We start from the raw sequence: 16,397 nt of genomic DNA, 5'->3' as shown, positions 1-16,397 counted from the left end.
AGCAATGGGACCGCTTGTGCCGCCGAGTGATCCGTCAGGAGGACGGTGCGTCGCCGTATACGGTCAACCAGATGGCGCGGCCCAGCGCCTCCGCCAGGGCGTCGTCGGTGACTCCCGACCCGGACGAGAAGCTCGCCGCGATCGCCCGCTCGACCATCGAGGTGAGCACGACGGCGGTGGCCTGCGGGTCGATCGCCGGGCTGATCCGGCCCTCGGCCAGCTCGGTCTCCAATCGCGATCGCACCACTCGCACGAACTCCGCGACCCGCCCGCGCCAATACGCGCCGACGTCACGGTCATAGGCGGCCACCTCGCTCAGCGCCAGCAGCAGGGAGCGGTGCTCGCGGAAGCCCGCGATCATGGTTCGCACGGCGGCCACCACACCGGCCTGCCGCCCGCTGTGCTCGGCGAGCCACCAGCGCTCGGCGGCCTCGAACAGATCGGCCGTGGCCAATTCTGCCATCCTGATCAGCAGCTGACTCTTGTCCGGGAAGTACCGGTAGAACGTCGAGCGGGCCGACTGCGACGCGGCGGCGATCCGGTGGACGGCGATCTCGGTGTAGGGCGTGCCATCGGCGAGCAACTCCTCCACCGCGGCGAGGACACGTCGTTCGAATTCCGCGCGCCGGTCGTCGACCGGTTTCCGCGCGCTTCTGGGGACTCGGGTCAGCGAGGGCATCCGGCTCCTCTCTGCGGCGCGGCGGCCGCCTTACTCGGCTGTGCCGGTCGGGTGCGTCCCACCATGGCGTCCATTCTGCCGACACGGCACCGATATTGACATTCGAGCACCCACGGCTCACGATCGATCGGACACAGTGTCCGAGACTATGTGACCGAGGTGTTCGGGGATGCGCGGATCCTCCGCTCCGGCAATCGAGTACACCGACGTGGTGGTGGTCGGCGCGCGCTGCGCGGGCTCCGCGGCCGCCATCGCGTTCGCCACGGCAGGGCGGGACGTCGTCGCGCTGGACTCGGCGCGCTTTCCGTCCGACACCCTCTCGACGCACCTGCTGTGGCCCGCGGGCCTGGCCGAACTGCGCCGCGTGGGCGCTCTCGAGCGCGTCCTTCGGCTCGGCGCGCCCCCGCTGACCACGGCCTTCGCCGATGGTGACGGCCTTCAGGTCCGGTCGTCGTTCACACCGGTGGACGGCATCGGCCACGCGATGTGCGTGCGGCGCACCGGATTGGACGCCGCGCTGGTGGCCACCGCCGTCGCGGCCGGAGCGCGGATCCGAGAGGGCGTCCGGGTCACCGACCTGGTGTGGTCCGGCGGTCGCTGCGTCGGCGTCCGCTACACCGAAGCCGGTGGCGTGCACGAGGTGCGCGCCCGCTTGATCGTCGGGGCGGACGGCCGCCGCAGTACGGTGGCCCGGCTCGTCGGCGCCGCCCGGCCCCGGTTGTCCGCACCGAGCGGGCGGGACTGCTACTTCGCGTACTGGCACGACGGCGCAACCGACCAGCGGCACGTCGCCGCGCAATGGCGTTGCGGTCCCGACCTCGGCACCGCGTTCCCCTGCGACGACGGTCTGCTGCTCAGCCTGGTCCAACCGCCCGCGCAGCCTCCCGAGCCGGGCGCCGGTCGGGCCGAGCTCCGGTATCAGGAGGCCATCGACCGACTACCGGGTCTTGGGCTGCGGCTGCGCGACTGCCGCAGAGTCGGGCGGGTGCGTGCGGCCACCGGCCTGGCGTCCTACTTCCGGCGCTCGACCGGGCCGGGCTGGGCGCTGCCGGGTGACGCGGGCCATTTCAAGGACCCGGTGACCGCGCAGGGCATACGCGACGCCTTGCGCTACGGCCGGTTGCTCGGCGAACTCGCCGCCCCCGCGCTCGACGACACCGCGCATCTCGACACCGCCCTGACGGCGTGGGAACAGCTGCGCGATCGCGAGTGCCTAGGCGTCTACCAATGGACCAACCGCCTGGCCCGGGGCACGGCGATGCGCCCGCTGGAGTTCGAGCTCTACCGCAAGGCCGCCGGCGACCCCGTGCTGGCCGACCGGGTCACCGAAGTCTTCTCCCGCACCGTCGAACCGAAGGACGTCTTCACTCCCGCACGCGCCGCAGCGTTCGCGGCGGGAGCGCTGCGCGACTCGTGGCGGGCACCGTGGCCCGTCCTCGCCGACCTGGTCGGCGAATGCCGCGACACGGTCTCCGAACGAAGGGAAGCCCGGGCCTTCACCAGCACCGGGCCCGCCGACGCCATCCCGTCCCGGCCGCCGCGAGACAGTCTCGCGGCATCTTCAGGAGATCGACATGCATGACCCGCGCCCTCGGCCGACCCTGGACCTCACCCGCCGCGACCTGCTGCGCGGCGCGCTCGCGGCCGGAGTATCCATCGCCGCCGCCCCCGCCCACGCCGCACCACCGGGAGTACGCCGAACGCCAGGACTACGCACCGGCGGAAAGTCGGTCGCGGTCCTGGGCGGCGGAGTCGCCGGGCTCTCGGCGGCACACGAACTGATCGAACGCGGCTACGAGGTCACCGTGTACGAACCGGCGTTCCTCGGCGGCAAGGCACGCAGTATGGGCGTGCCGGGCACCGGCGCCGACGGCCGCGCGGACCTGCCCGGCGAGCACGGCTTCCGGTTCTTCCCCGGCTGCTATCAGAATCTTCCGGACACCATGCGCCGAATTCCGTTCCCCGGCAATGCCGATGGCGTGGCGGGCAACCTGGTTCGCGTCGAGGGTACGGTCGCGGGATTCCGCGGCAGGCCGCCACTGTTCGCACCGGTCGATTTCGGGGGCATCGACCAGCTCACACCACAGCGCATACAGAACACGCTGATCGGCGCCTTCGGCTTCATTCCCGAACTGCCCCCGGCCGAACTGGCGTTCTTCGCCAAACAGATGGCCGTCTGGTTCACCTCGTGCACCGAACGGCGGTTCGGGCAATGGGAATACGTGACGTGGGAACAAATCCTGCGCGCCGAGGGCAAGTCGGCGGCCTACCGCGAATACCTCGTCAGCGCCCTCACCCGCATCACCGTCGCGGCCAAACCCCAGTCGAGTTCGGCCCGCACGATCGGCACCATCGGGGAGGCCCTGGTCCTGGCGGGAACAGGGGCGATCCCGCAATACTCCGCCGGTATCGACCGTATTCTCAACCGCCCCACCAACGAAGCCTGGATCGATCCGTGGGTGACGCACCTGCGGTCGCGGGGCGTGCGATTCGTGCTGGGGCAGCGGGCGAGGCGGTTGGAGCTGCGAGACGGCCGGATCGCCTCGGCAATCGTCACCGATCCCAGCGGCCGCTCCAGCGCGGTCACCGCGGACTGGTATCTGTGCGCGATGCCGGTGGACAAGGCGGTCGCGCTACTGAGCGACGAGATCATCGACGCCGACCCGCATCTGGCGGGCATGCGCGAACTCCGGACCGATTGGATGGTCGGCATCCAGTACTACCTCTCCCGCCCGACCGAATTGCCGGAAGGCCACATCGCCGCGCTCGGCTCGCCGTGGGCGCTCACCGCCTTGCGTCAAGCGCCGATGTGGGTAGGCGACTTCGCCGCCCGGTACGGCGACGGCACCGTGCGGGAATGCCTTTCGGTGGACATCTCCGACTGGGACTCCCCCGGCATCCGCTTCCACCGAACGGCCAAACAGTGCACCGCCGCCGAGATCGCCGAAGAGGTGTGGGCACAGCTGAGCGAATGGCTCAACACCGGCACGGGCTGGCTGCGTCCCGAGGACATCCGCTCCTGGCATCTGGACCCCGGAGTCAGCTGGACCGCGAGCGGCATCCACAACGAAACCCCACTGCTGGTCAACACCGTCGGCTCCTACGACCATCGCCCGGAGGCCCGCTGCGCTGTGCCGAACCTCTTCTTCGGCGGCGACCACGTGCGCAACAACATCGACCTCGCCACCATGGAGGGCGCCAACGAATCCGGCCGCGCCGCCACGAACGCGATCCTCGATGCCGCCGACGATCCCGCGCCCCGCGTCCCGGTCTTTCCCTTGGTGTCCCTGCCGGTCTTCGACCCGTGGAAACGCATCGACGCCGACCGCTACCGCGCCGGACTGCCGCACCTGCTCGACGTGTGAGCGGCCCGCTCCCATGGAGCCTGAGCCGCGGCCGCGTGAATCAGGGCAGCCCTAGGATGCCTCGGCGGCGGTCATGCTCGTGGTGGTCAGGATCGTCTGTGCGACCAGCTCGGGGTCGTCGATCATCGGAACGTGCCCGGTGTCCGGCAGAACGGAGAACGCGGCCTCGGGCAGCCGCGCCCGCGCGATCGGTAAGTGGACCTGCGCGGGCAGCACACGATCGTGCTCCGACCAGGCCACCGTGATCGGGCACGGCAACGGGTCCAGCGCGGCGATCTGTTCGTCGGTGCCGAGCAGATCGGCGGTGACGGTGCAGCCGAGCAGGTCCCTGAGGAACGTCATGGCCTGCGCCGCGCAGGCGCGATCACCGTGGACGGCGATGTTGCGCAACGCCGTTCGCCGCACCACCGCGCTGCGCAGGCCCACCGGGGCGAGGAAGCCGAGCAGCCGCCCGGTGCTCACCTCGCGGGCGATGCGGCGGGTCGCGGCCGAACGGCTTCGGTCCCCGGCTTCCCAGAAGCCCGCTGGCGAGAGCGCGCAGACGGTCTCGGCTCGCCCGCGCCGGGCCAATTCGATGGCCATCCAGCCGCCCAGCGAATTACCCGCGACGTGTACCCGGCGCAGTCCGAGCCCGTCCAGCCGCCGTTCGATGTCGTCCACCAAGTGCTCGACCCGCGCCGGACGCCGCAGGGCCTGCGGTCCGCCCCGATGCCCGACCGCGGTCGGCGTGATCACCTCGTGCCGCGCGGCGAGCAAGGGTGTGACATCATCCCACACCCGTTCGGACATCGTGACACCGTGCAGGAGAACGAGCGGGGGCTTGCTGGGCATTGGCGTCCCTTCGAATTCGTAGTGCGGTCTCGAAGGTGGATACCACAACCTCACCTATGGGGGCAGCGGAAACCCCGACTTCACCGGGCGATCGCCGGAGTTTGCTCTCCGCAACGCTGCCCGCCGAGCCGGTATCGCCGCCACCCCCGTCCCACCCACACCGGCGGACCACGATTCCCGCACGCCGGAGTAGTGACATGCCACAATGTTCGCCCGGTCAGACGGCTTCCGGACGCCAGGTGGCGACCGCCCAGATCACGACGATGTTCAGCGCGATCACCAGGATCGACCACGCCGGGTAGTACGGCAGCCACAGGAAGTTCGCGATGATCGACAGCGCGGCCAGGCAGATCGCCACCACCCGCGCCCAAGTCGCGCCGGTCATCAAGCCCAGCGCCGCGATGACCAGGAGGATGCCGAGCACGATATGGATCCAGCCCCACGTCGTAGTGTCGAACTTGTAGACGTAGTCGGCGCCGACGACGATGAGTTCGTCCTCGGCGACGGCGGAGATCCCCTCGAAGATCGACAGCACACCGACGGTGAGCAGCAGGATCGCGGCCGCGATGGACGTGCCCGCCGCGATGCCACGGCGAACGGGGTGTGCCTCCGGTTCGGTCATGTGCGTCATCGGTCGCCCCCTTTCTCGGGAAGTAATGGACGCCTTCCGAATCTCCACCAGTCGCCCCGTCCAGCACTTCACCCGTTTCGGATGACTCCGATATTTCGCGTTCGCGCGAAATGAAAGTTCCATAACGACGACACACGATCTGATCGAGCGGACTTCGCACCGGGTATGTTCCGCTACCGAGGCGCGGTAGTGATCTGCCAGCACACGGCCCGGGAGGCACGGTGACCACATCGCACGTCCCCGCTCTACGCCGCATCCCCGCCGCGGCGCGGTCCGCTGCCGAAATACCGGCGTTGCCGTTCACCCCGATTCCCCGGCCCGATCTGTACGCCGCCGCCGACAGCATGTCCGGCACCGGGCACGTACTACTGCTGCGCGCACCCGCCGGGACCGGGAAGTCGGTGCTGGCGGCCGACTGGGCGGCCCGGCACGCCGCGGGCGGATCCGATGTCGCCTGGCTGACCGTCACCGAGCAGCTCGACGACGCGGCGTCGCTGTGGACGGTGCTGCACGAGCGATTCGAGATCGCGACCACGACCGGCGCCTGCCCCCCTGCCGCGTACGCCGCGGCGCTCGTCGAGACACTGGCCGCGCGCACGACGCCGACGATCCTCGTGCTCGACGACGCTCATCTGCTCACCGATCCGCTCCTGCTCGCGGGTATCGAATATTTCCTGCACCATGCGCCGCCCACCGTCACGACGATGCTGTGCGCCCGCTCGGCTCCGCCGATCCGCTGGCACGTCCTGGAACTGCACGCGCGGCTGACCCGCTGGGGCGCGGGCGAACTCGCCTTCACCGCGGACGAGATCGACGCGCTGTGCCGCCACCACGGGTGCGAACTCACCGGCGCCGAGCTCGATGCGCTCGGCGCCCTGACCCGGGGCTGGGCCGCGCTCGTGCGCATCGCCGCCATCCATCTGGCCGCCGGATCCGACGACCGCGCCGCGGCGCTCGCCGTTCTCGCCCGCCCGGCGCGCGCGGTCACCGATTTCCTGCTCGGGGAACTCGTCGAGGTACTGCCGCCCACGCTGCGCCGGTTCCTCACCTGCACCAGCATTCCCGTCGCGTTCACCGAGCACCTCGCCGACGAACTCGTGGGCGGCGGTGCGGGGCACTCGCTGCACGAACTCGACCTGATCGGCTTCCCGATCGACTCGGTCGTGCGCGACGGCGACGTCTGGTTCTCCTGTCATCCGCTGGTGCGCGCCTATTTCCTCGCCGAAGCTCGCCGCCTCGGGCCGCACGTGTGCGCGGAACTGCATCGCCGGTCGGCCCGCTGGTTGCGGACCGCGGGGCTGCCCGAGACCGCGCTGCCGCATCAGCTCGCGAGCGCGGACCACGAACAACTGTGCGAATTCTTGTCGGCGTGCGCGCTGCGCATGGTTCTCGACGGCACGGGCCGGACGCTGTTCGATCATCTGGCCCGTTCGGCGCCGGCGTTGCTCGACGACCCCTTTCTCTGGCTGGTGCGCGTCGTCGACGCTCTCGTCGCGGGCAGCGCGGCCGCCGCGGTGGCGTGCCTGGACACCGCGGCGGCGCGGCGCGCGGCCAAGGCCTCCTTCGCCGACGCGCAGCGGCTGGACGCGCTCACCCTCGCCGCGACCATCGACGTCGCGGCGACCACCGGGGCGATGCTGCCCGAGTCTCCGGAGGACGTCGCGCCGACCGGCGATCCCGATCTCGACGCCTACACCGAGATCCAGATCGCCACCGCCTTCGTCGCGGGCGGCGCGGTCACGCGTGGAGAACAGTTGCTGCACTCCGGGCTCGCGCTGGCCGAGCACGCGGGGCGCCCTCGCCTGGTGCTGCGTGCGCTGACCCGGCTGGCGTTCGCCGCCGACGCCGTCGACGCCGCCACCGCGATGCGGGACCGCGCGGCGCGCGCGCTGGCGATCGCGGAGGAACACGGGCTGCTGGAGACCACCGACGCCGTCCAGGCGACCGCCGTGGCCGCCTACGGCGCCTACCTGCAAGGCGAGACGCCGGGCGCGGCGCAGATCGCGTCGGTGCTCACCGAGCGGGTCGACCACGACGGATCCCACGGTCCGGTCGCGGGATGGCGCGCGCACGTCGTGGGCCGCCTGCTCGACCTCGAGCGAGCCGAGGAGCAGTCGGCCGCGGTCGACGCGCTGCGCCGCAGCCTGCTCGTCCTGCTCGAGCACAAGGCGGTGCCCGCGGCGACCGGCAGCCTGATCCTGCCGGTGGTGTGGGCGCTGCTGCGCGTGCACGATGCCAGGACGGCGCAACTGCTGGTCGAACGCGCCCGCGGTATCGTCGGCGAACTGCCCGAGGTGCGGTTGGCCGATGCGGCACTGCACACCGCGGCCGATCGTCGCAAGGCGACCTGCGCGGTGCTCGAACCACTGCTGGACCGCGCGGGCGAGCTGCGTCCGGTCAGCGCGGTCACCGGGTGGCTGCTCTACTCCGCGGCACAGCACGAGTCCCGCGCTCCGGCCAAAGCCCTCGCCGCGCTGGAGAACGCGCTGGGTTCCGCGACACCGCACCGGCTGCTGCGGCCGTTCCTCGACGTGCCCGCCGCGATGCCCTTGCTGGACAGCTACGCGGGCCGTCTCGGCCGGGCGGAGAGCTTCGCGGAGTCGATCCGCCGTCATCCCGCGGCGCGGCGCAGGCCTGCCTACCCCGCGTTGACCCACACCGAGATGACCGTGCTCAAGCAGTTGCCCTCCGGTCGCACCGCCCAGCAGATCGCCGAGGACCTCGGCGTCTCGGTCAACACCGTGAAGACCCACCTGCGCGGCATCTACGGCAAGCTGGGCACCAATTCCCGCGTCGACGCGCTGCATCACGCTCGCCGCGGCGGCCTGCTCTGACGCCGCATCCGCTCGCGCGACGCCTTCCCGTCGCCGTACGCGGCTTTACGCTGATGTATGGCCCTCTCACGTCGGGAACTGTTCCGGTTCGGCGCCGCGGGGTCTGCCGCGGTCCTGGCGGGCACCGCAGCGGCGGGTAGTGCCCGATTTCCGGCCCCGCGCCGGCTCGGCGATCCGTTCTCGCTCGGCGTCGCGTCCGGCGATCCCGCCCCCGACGGTGTGGTGCTGTGGACGCGGCTGGCCCCCGACCCGCTGGCGCCCGACGGCCTCGGCGGCATGCCGCTGCACCCGGTCACGGTCGACTACGAGGTCGCCGACGACGAGTACTTCCGCCGCGTGGTGGCACGTGGATCGGCGGTGGCCACTCGCGCACTCGGCCGCAGCGTGCATCCGGAGGTGCACGGGCTGACCCCGGATCGCTGGTATTTCTACCGGTTCCGGGCGGGGTCGGCCGTGTCGCCGGTAGGACGGACCCGCACCGCCCCGGCGCCCGGCCAGGCCCTGGCGCGGCTGCGCTTCGCTTTCGCCTCCTGCCAGTCCTGGAGTTCCGGCTACTACACCGCCTACGAGCACATGAGCCGGGAAGACCTGGATCTGGTCGTGCATCTGGGCGACTACATCTACGAGCGGGCCTGGCTGCGTGGGCGGGCGGGCGTCACGATGGGTCCCCGCTTTCGCGACGAAGCCGTCGACCTGCCCGGCTACCGGCTGCGCTACGCGCTCTACAAATCCGAACAACCGCTGCGCGCCGCGCACGCCGCGTTCCCGTGGCTGGTCACCATGGACGACCACGAGGTCGACAACAACTGGGCCGGTAACGCGCCCGGCATCGGCCTCGACATCTGGCGGGTGCCCGCCCTGTTCCGCGGGCGCCGCGCCGCCGCCTTCCAGGCCATGTACGAGCACCAGCCGCTGCGCCTGGCGCAGTCACCGTCCGCGGCGGGCATCCGGCTGCATCGCCGTTTCCGGTTCGGCGACCTCGCGGAGATCACCATGCTCGATACCCGCCAGTACCGCACCCCGCAGGCCTGCGGCGGCGCCGTGGTCAGCGGCTGCGCCGAGCGCTTCTCTCCCGACCGCACGATCCTCGGTGCGGCACAACGCGATTGGCTGATCGACGGTCTGACCCACTCCCCGGCTCGCTGGCAGGTCCTCGGTAACCAGGTGGGCATGAGCCAGAACGACTCCGACCCCGGTCCACGGGTCGGCGTCTCCACCGACGCGTGGGACGGATACGTCGCCGACCGCAACGCGGTGCTGGGCGCCGCCGCGGCGCGCGGCGCCGGAAACCTGGTGGTGATCACCGGCGACCGGCACGAGAACCAGGCCGCCGACCTGCGGCGCGACTACTCCGATCCCGGATCACCGGTTGTGGCGGCGGAATTCACCGGTACCTCGATCACCAGCAACGGCGACGGAGTGGACCTGAGCGACAAGGGCCGCGGTCTGCTCGCGGCGAATCCGGACGTCAAGTTCTTCAACGCCCAGCGTGGGTACGTCCGGGTGGAACTCGATCACCAGTTGTGGCGCAACGACTTTCGTGTCGTGCCCTATGTCCGCTATCCCGGCGCGCCGATCCGTACCCGCGCCAGTTACATCGTTCAGGACGGCATTCCGGGTGTCACCGAGGCGTGGAGTTCCGGCGATTCCCCTGCGCCGCCGTCTGCGCCCGATGCCGTCAGCCGCGCCGACGCCGAGCCCGGCCCGCGCTGACCCGGCGCCCCGGGTTCACCCGGTCGCCGACTCCGCACGCAGGATCAGCACGGTGATCTCGCTCGGGGCGAACACCCGCAGCTGCGGACCCCAGAATCCCGTGCCCCGGCTGGTGTAGAGCTGAGTGCGCTCGCCGTGGCGGCTCAGCCCGGCCACGACGGGCTGCTCGAGGCGAACCAGATAGTGGAACGGCCAGATCTGGCCGCCGTGGGTGTGGCCGGAGATCTGCAACGCCACTCCCGCGGCCGCGGCCTCCGCGACCTGCCTGGGCTGGTGGGCGAGCAAGACGACCGGAACGTCCGGGTCCGCCCCTGCGAGCGCGGCGGGCAGGTCGGGGCCGTGACCGGTCAAGCCGATGCCGGTTGGGTCGTCGATGCCCGCGATCACCAGGCGGTCGTCGCCGCGGCGCACGACCTCGTGCTGATTGTGCAACGGCTGCCAGCCGAGTGCGGCCATGTGCTCGATCCAGCCCTGCGCGTCGCCGAAATACTCGTGATTGCCGGTGATGTAGAACCGGCCGAGTTCGGCCTCGACCTTGCCGAGCGGATCGACCTGCGCGTGCCGCTTCCCCACCGATCCGTCCGCGAGGTCGCCCGCGTGGCAGGCGATGTCGGGCCGTTGCGCGTTGACCACCTCGACCACGCGTTCCGACCAGCGCAGCCGGTTCAGCGCGGCGTAATGGGTGTCGGTCACGACGACCACGCGCAGTCCGTCAAGCGCGGAGCCGAGACCTGGAATCGCGACATCCACCGTGCGTACCCGCGGCACCCGGCGCGCCTCGATCACACCCCACACCACCAGCACCGTCGCGGCCGCGAGCACGCCCGCCGCGACGATCCGCGAGCGAGCCGGGTCGTTTACGCCCGCGACGGTCAATCCCGCGCGCGCCAGATTGCCCAGCACCGACCAGCTGAACAGCACCCACATGACGCCCAGCAAGGTGTCGCCGACGATCGAGGCCGCGTCCGACTGCACGGGGCCGTGGCCGAGATACATCGCCGCGGGCAGGCACGCGAACCCGAGCAGGAACAGTGCCGAACCCAGCCAGAACAGCGGGCCGGATTCGTCGGTGGTCGCCGCAACCAGCGTCCACCAGGGCAGCAGGAACAAGACAGCGGGAATCGCCAGGAACAAGATCAGGCGGGGCACAAACTTCAAGAGGGCTCGTCCTCGTGCGCGGGTGTAGCGCGCGGTCCCTCTCCGGCGCCATGGGCGCTTTCGACCATAGCAGCGGTCATGCCACACCGAGCCGCTCGGCGGCCACGGTGAGATCCTTGTCCCCGCGGCCGGACAGGCACAGCACGATCAGCGAGCCCGCGGGAATCTCACCGCGGTCGGCCATCTCCATCAGATAGCCCACGGCGTGGGCGGATTCCAATGCCGCGAGGATTCCTTCGGTATGGCTGAGTGCCTGCATGCCGCGCAGCGCCACCGCGTCGGTGGCGGCCCGATAGGTCACCCGGCCGCTGTCCTTCAAATGGCTCAGCTCGGGACCGACACCCGGATAGTCCAGTCCCGCCGCGATGCTGTGCGTCCGCGCGATCTGGCCGTCCTCGTCCTGCAGCAGATAGCTGTAGGAGCCGTCGATCTCACCCGGACTGCCCATGCAGAGGGTCGCCGCGTGCTCGCCGGTGTCCACCCCCCGTCCGGCCGCTTCGACGCCGATCAGCCGCACCTGTGGATCGTCGGCGAACGGATGGAAGACCCCGATCGCATTGCTGCCGCCGCCGACACAGGCCAGGACGTAATCGGGCAGCCTGCCCTCGACGCGCGCGATCTGGTTCCTGGTCTCCGTGCCGATCACCGTTTGGAAATCCCGCACGATCCGCGGGTACGGCGCGGGCCCCGCCGCGGTGCCGAACAGGTAGTGGGTGGTGTCCACGGTGGACACCCAGTCGCGGACCGACTCGCTGATCGCCTCCTTCAGTCTGCGCGAACCGATGTCGACCGGCCGCACCTCGGCGCCGAGCAGCCGCATCCGCATCACGTTCGACGCCTGGCGGCGCATGTCCTCGGTTCCCATGTAGACCACACAGGTCAATCCGAGCATCGCCGACACCGTGGCGACCGCGACGCCGTGCTGCCCCGCGCCGGTCTCGGCGACGATCCGCTTCTTGCCCATCCGCCGCGCCAGCAACGCCTGCCCGATTGCGTTGTTGATCTTGTGGGCGCCCGTGTGGGCCATGTCCTCGCGCTTGAGATACACGCGGGCGCCCGGCACACCCAGCAACTCTCCGAAGCGCCGTACCTGATGCAGCAGCGTGGGCCGACCGACCCGGTCCCGCAACAATTCTCGATACTCGGCCAGGAACCCGGGGTCTTCTCGCGCGAGGCGATAGGCCTCCTCCAGATCCAGCAGCGCGGCCATCAGGCCCTCGGGGACGAATCTGCCGCCGAACACGCCGAACCGCCCGCGTTCGTCGGGGAACTTCTCGTGCCGGGATGCGCTCACCGCCACGTCAAGGTCAATCCTCATCAACACCAACGCTTTCACCGCCAAAGAGCCGACGGGTCAGTCTGTTCCGCTAGCGCTAGCACAACCCGACGGGTTGGCAACAAGCGAGTTAACAGACTAAATCGTTCGGATGGCTAAGGCTTCTCACTGGTGGAGGCGATCGGCGCGGGCGGGCTCCCGGTGCTTGGCTACCGGTCGGCAGGCACAGTGGCGGAGATCTGAGCGACCAGCTGCCACGGCCGCTCGGTGTCGGTGGTGGCCTTGCCGCTGGTGAGGATCGCCCCGGACAGCCCACGAGCCGGATCGGCCCACCCGTACTGGGTGGTCAATCCGCTGCGCCCGAAGTGCGACCCGGTGTCGCGGCCGAATTTCGACCTGCGCCCGCCGAGTTCGAACCCCGCCCGGCTGACACGTCCGGCGACACCGGGTATCCAGCGAGCCGGGCGCACCGCCTCGGCCAAGGTCTCCGGCCTGATGATGCGCCGTCCGTCCGGTGCGCCGCGCGTGAGGATCTCGTAGAACCGCGACAACTCCGACGCGGTGGTGATCAGATTGCCCGACGGCAGCTCGGCGGTGAGGAAGGCGTCGGTCGCCGAGCGCGACGCCCGGTCCATTCGTCCGCCGATGGCCTTGCTCGCCAGAAAGGTCGCCGTGCGCGACGGAGCCGGACCGGTTTTCACGCTCGGCACGACTTTGCCGACGTCCTCTGGTCGCACACCGAAATTGGTCCAGCGGAAATCGAACGGCTCGAGCACCTGCTCGGCGAGATGGTCCCGCATCCGCTTGCCGGTGGCGCGCTGCACCAGCAGCCGCAGGATCAACCCGATGGTCAGCGCGTGGTACACGCGGAACCGTCCCGGCTTCCAACTCGGGACCAGGTCGGCCAGCCCACGCACGGCCAGTTCCTCGTCGAGTACCAGATCGACGCCTTGATACGGCGGTGTGACGAAGGGGATCCCGGCGGAGTGCGAAAGTACGTCACCGATCGTGATGGCGGCCTTGCCGTTCGACGCGAACTCGGGAATGTAGCCGGACACCGGCTCGTCGAGGGTGAACGCCCCCTGCTCGACGAGCATGAACATCAGCGCTCCGGCAACGCCCTTCGCGGTCGAGAAGCCGCAGAACGGCGTGTCCGGGGTAGCCGGGATCTTGACCGCGTCCGGCCCGTCGCCCGGCGCGTTGCCCCAGCCGTGCCCGATGGCGCGATTCAGGACGATCCTGCCCTCGCGGCGCAGGCAGACCTGGATCGCCGGAGTCGTGCCCAAGCGGTACCACGCCTGCACCGACGCCCACAGCGCCTCCACGCCGGCGCGGCCGATCCCGGTCGCCGCGGGATCGTCTTCAGGGCCTCGGGTCGTCACGGCCTCCAGGTCGTCGACGATCGCCACCGATCCCGCCGTTGGTGCGCTCACCCGGCCAGCTTATCGACCGGCCGCGGGTGCCGCCGCCCCGCCGATCACGGCGGCGGCACACCGATCGGGGTCAGCGGCCGTTCAGCCAGCTCTCCTTCAGCTTCGCGTGGTTGTCCCACCAGGCCTGAACCGCTGCCGGGTCGGCGTTCCAGGGTGGCGGTGGCGACTCGCCCGGGAACAGGAAGGTGTCGTTGGGAGCGGCGGCGGTCGTCGGTTCGGGGTATTCCGTCGTGGTGCGCGGGTGCGGCGGCGGTTGCTGCTCGGCCGGGGGCGGTTCGGGGCCAGGGGGCACCGGCAGAGGCAGTTGAGCCTGCGCGTTCGCGGGACGCGGCGCCGGCGGCTCAGGATACGGCTCCGGGGTGGCCGCCGCCTCCGGAACGATGGACACGGGCGCCCGCTCCGCCGCCGGCGTCGGGGTCGCGAGCGCTGGATTCGGGTCGACGGGCTGGGGGGCGGTGAGGGACGCCTCCGCGGGGCCGCCGATCGCGGCGTCGGCCGGACGCTCCTCCCGCGCCTGCGCGACCGCGATCGCGGCTCCGCCCAGCAGTGCGGCGACGGCGGCCCCGGCGAGGATGACTCGGCCGCCATGCCTGCGATCGGCCACTGCCGGTTCCGCCGCGCGCCGGAACGGAGCTGCGGCGACCAAGGCCGCACCGTAAGCGGCGGCGTTGGCATGGTCGGGCACCACGATGACCGGGGCGTCGAGCCCGGTCCGCAGCGCGGAGACCACGTCCGGGTCTCCCGCCGACGCGCCGCACAGCACCACGGCGTCGGGCCGCAGCGCGGCCGCCTCCAGGGCGGGCCTGATCTGGTCGACCGCCGAATCCGCGCTCTCGGCGTCGACGACACCGGACGACCATGTGCCGGAAACCAGGATCTCGCCCCGACTCGGCCCGGCCACGAGATACGACGTGTGGTATCCGACGACCTCCGATACCAGCAACGTGTCGTACTCGCCGAGGCCCGGCATCTCCTCGAGCAGCGCGAGCAGCGCTGTCTTGGTCGACACCAGCGACGACGATCGCCACGCGGCCGACGAAAGTTGCGAGACGATTGCCCGCCGTTCGGCAACGGTGCGGTACGCGACCGCGACGTCATCGATTTCGGTGCGCGATCCCGCGGCGGACGTCAACGCGTCCAGCGTGGCGGCCACCGAGGCGGCGGTGGAGTGCTCGACGGGCTGTTCGATCTCGCGCAGCACGGCCGGGCGAGTGCCTCGTCGCGCCGTCGACGAGACCATCACACCGCGCACCACCGCCTGCTCCGCTGATATTCCGACTGTGGCCCTCATGAGATCACCTCTGCTCGACCGGTCTCGGTAAAGGTTCGTCACCGCGGCCGCCGGCGATCGGCTCCGGTCGGTGCACCGGACCACCCGTTCGCCGAGCGCCCACCGCACGAAATGGCGTCCGCGAAGACCGCCGGTCTCTTGGGCGCCGCTGGTAGATGCCACGCGATAGCTACCGACCACAATACGTTGGTCGACGCAGTCCGGATACGCCTTTGCGGCAGCGTCGTGCACTCTCGCGCTTGCGGCCGCCTTCGAGTGCGTGCGATCTCTTACCGAAGTAGGCTCCCGCCGCCGGGCGAACCATGATCCGGCCCAGCCGGACGCAATGTTCGAAGAACTCCTTCAGGCGCTCGGCGACTGCGCCCACACTCGGATCGGATTTCGCGCATCCCGCCGGCGGGCAAGCCGAGCGCAATGGGTCTGCGGCCGATGCCGCCGTTCATCCTCAGAACTACCGCCGTGACACCCCGCAGGCGGCATAGCGGCAGGCTCCGGATGCGAGCAGGTCGGTGTGTCGGGCAAGGGGTCAGCCCGCCGGAGGCGGCGGGGGCGGCCCGGGCAGTGGGATGACGATGCCGAAGGGCAGGGTGATCCCGGGCTGCGGCGTGGGTGTCGACTCCGCGTCGGGCACCGGTTCGGGTTCGGGTTCTGGTTCCGGCGCGGGCGGTGTGGTGATGGCAGGTTCGGGGTTGCGTGGTGCGCCGTCCCGCCGCGGAGCGTCGGGCGCGGGGCCCGTGGCGGTGTCCGCTCCGGGTTGCGTGCAGTCGACAGCTTCGGCACCGGCAGTTTGCGGAATGCCTTCGGCCTCGGCACTGTTCACGTCCGGGTCGGGGAGCTGCCCGGGGGCCGCGCCGTACCGTTGCCCCGGCGCCAAAGGGATGCGCCCCGTGCCGGACTGTCCCGGTTGCGGCATCGGAGCAGGAACCGGTTGCGCGACACAGGGATTCACCGGCGGCGGAGGCGGGCAGAAGATCCCGCACGGGATCGGCGGCAGACCGGGAAGCGTGATCATCACCTGCGTCGGCGCGTACTGCCGCTGCGGCGGCGCCGACGTCTGCGGCGTCACTTCCGGCGCCTGCACCATCGTGGTGACCGCGGTCATGTCCGTGCCCGGCCCCACCGGCGGCAACGACCCCGGCGCCACCAGATCCGGCGACACCCGCACCTGCGTCGGCGAACCACCCGA

General features: G+C 70.8%; 11 protein-coding genes and 1 pseudogene. 4 read left to right on the top strand and 8 right to left on the bottom strand.

Going from position 1 to position 16,397, the window contains the following annotated elements:
* Positions 1-34 precede the first annotated feature (34 nt).
* Positions 35-679 carry a TetR/AcrR family transcriptional regulator gene (locus tag ABZW96_RS34120; RefSeq protein WP_355080537.1) on the bottom strand — a complete coding sequence of 215 codons (645 nt, stop codon included), beginning with the start codon at positions 677-679 and terminating at the stop codon, positions 35-37.
* A gap of 169 nt (positions 680-848) precedes the next feature.
* On the opposite strand from ABZW96_RS34120, the gene ABZW96_RS34115 reads away from it, so the two are divergent.
* Both ABZW96_RS34115 and ABZW96_RS34110 read left to right on the top strand, forming a co-directional pair.
* Positions 849-2,261, top strand: a complete 1,413-nt coding sequence (locus ABZW96_RS34115) for an FAD-dependent monooxygenase (protein ID WP_355080535.1) — start codon at positions 849-851, stop codon at positions 2,259-2,261.
* Complete coding sequence (locus ABZW96_RS34110) at positions 2,254-4,044, top strand: FAD-dependent oxidoreductase (protein ID WP_355080533.1); 1,791 nt, start codon at positions 2,254-2,256, stop codon at positions 4,042-4,044. Before ABZW96_RS34115 ends, ABZW96_RS34110 begins: the two co-directional genes overlap by 8 nt.
* 51 nt (positions 4,045-4,095) lie before the next feature.
* Here the strand turns inward: ABZW96_RS34110 and ABZW96_RS34105 are convergent, their stop codons facing one another.
* Together ABZW96_RS34105 and ABZW96_RS34100 are read right to left on the bottom strand one after the other, a co-directional pair.
* On the bottom strand, positions 4,096-4,875 hold the full coding sequence (locus ABZW96_RS34105) for an alpha/beta hydrolase (protein WP_355080531.1): 780 nt from the start codon (positions 4,873-4,875) through the stop codon (positions 4,096-4,098).
* Positions 4,876-5,092: 217 nt separating this feature from the next.
* Positions 5,093-5,506 (bottom strand): hypothetical protein, encoded by a 414-nt coding sequence (locus ABZW96_RS34100; protein ID WP_355080529.1) that lies wholly within the window; start codon positions 5,504-5,506, stop codon positions 5,093-5,095.
* Positions 5,507-5,727: 221 nt separating this feature from the next.
* Here ABZW96_RS34100 and ABZW96_RS34095 point away from each other — a divergent pair, with 221 nt between their 5' ends.
* Both ABZW96_RS34095 and ABZW96_RS34090 read left to right on the top strand, forming a co-directional pair.
* Entirely contained in the window at positions 5,728-8,340 is a 2,613-nt protein-coding gene (locus ABZW96_RS34095; RefSeq protein ID WP_355080527.1) for a LuxR C-terminal-related transcriptional regulator, read from the top strand.
* A gap of 57 nt (positions 8,341-8,397) precedes the next feature.
* On the top strand, positions 8,398-10,053 hold the full coding sequence (locus ABZW96_RS34090; protein ID WP_355080526.1) for an alkaline phosphatase D family protein: 1,656 nt from the start codon (positions 8,398-8,400) through the stop codon (positions 10,051-10,053).
* Positions 10,054-10,068: 15 nt separating this feature from the next.
* Here the strand turns inward: ABZW96_RS34090 and ABZW96_RS34085 are convergent, their stop codons facing one another.
* The 5 genes and pseudogenes from ABZW96_RS34085 to ABZW96_RS34065 all read right to left on the bottom strand — a co-directional run.
* Positions 10,069-11,211, bottom strand: a complete 1,143-nt coding sequence (locus ABZW96_RS34085) for a metallophosphoesterase (protein ID WP_355080524.1) — start codon at positions 11,209-11,211, stop codon at positions 10,069-10,071.
* A gap of 76 nt (positions 11,212-11,287) precedes the next feature.
* Entirely contained in the window at positions 11,288-12,529 is a 1,242-nt protein-coding gene (trpB, locus tag ABZW96_RS34080) for a tryptophan synthase subunit beta (protein ID WP_355080522.1), read from the bottom strand.
* Positions 12,530-12,696: 167 nt separating this feature from the next.
* A complete protein-coding gene (locus ABZW96_RS34075; protein ID WP_355080521.1) occupies positions 12,697-13,920 on the bottom strand; it encodes a serine hydrolase in 1,224 nt (407 codons plus the stop codon).
* A gap of 70 nt (positions 13,921-13,990) precedes the next feature.
* Complete coding sequence (locus ABZW96_RS34070) at positions 13,991-15,211, bottom strand: hypothetical protein (RefSeq protein ID WP_355080519.1); 1,221 nt, start codon at positions 15,209-15,211, stop codon at positions 13,991-13,993.
* Between the two features lie 526 nt (positions 15,212-15,737).
* Positions 15,738-16,397 (bottom strand): annotated as a pseudogene (locus tag ABZW96_RS34065) (lytic transglycosylase); the annotation flags it as partial.

It is taken from the genome of Nocardia sp. NPDC004168 (genome assembly GCF_040610355.1).
Lineage (GTDB): Bacteria > Actinomycetota > Actinomycetes > Mycobacteriales > Mycobacteriaceae > Nocardia > Nocardia sichangensis.
The sequence above is the reverse complement of the archived record's forward strand: the minus strand, read 5'-3'. Positions and strand labels throughout refer to the sequence as shown.

Coding starts and splice junctions, on each gene's coding strand:
- ABZW96_RS34100 (WP_355080529.1), bottom strand. CDS start 5,506: ATGACGCACATGACCGAACCGGAGGCACACCCCGTTCGCCGTGGCATC.
- ABZW96_RS34070 (WP_355080519.1), bottom strand. CDS start 15,211: ATGAGGGCCACAGTCGGAATATCAGCGGAGCAGGCGGTGGTGCGCGGT.
- ABZW96_RS34115 (WP_355080535.1), top strand. CDS start 849: ATGCGCGGATCCTCCGCTCCGGCAATCGAGTACACCGACGTGGTGGTG.
- ABZW96_RS34120 (WP_355080537.1), bottom strand. CDS start 679: ATGCCCTCGCTGACCCGAGTCCCCAGAAGCGCGCGGAAACCGGTCGAC.
- ABZW96_RS34090 (WP_355080526.1), top strand. CDS start 8,398: ATGGCCCTCTCACGTCGGGAACTGTTCCGGTTCGGCGCCGCGGGGTCT.
- ABZW96_RS34110 (WP_355080533.1), top strand. CDS start 2,254: ATGCATGACCCGCGCCCTCGGCCGACCCTGGACCTCACCCGCCGCGAC.
- ABZW96_RS34105 (WP_355080531.1), bottom strand. CDS start 4,875: ATGCCCAGCAAGCCCCCGCTCGTTCTCCTGCACGGTGTCACGATGTCC.
- trpB (WP_355080522.1), bottom strand. CDS start 12,529: ATGAGGATTGACCTTGACGTGGCGGTGAGCGCATCCCGGCACGAGAAG.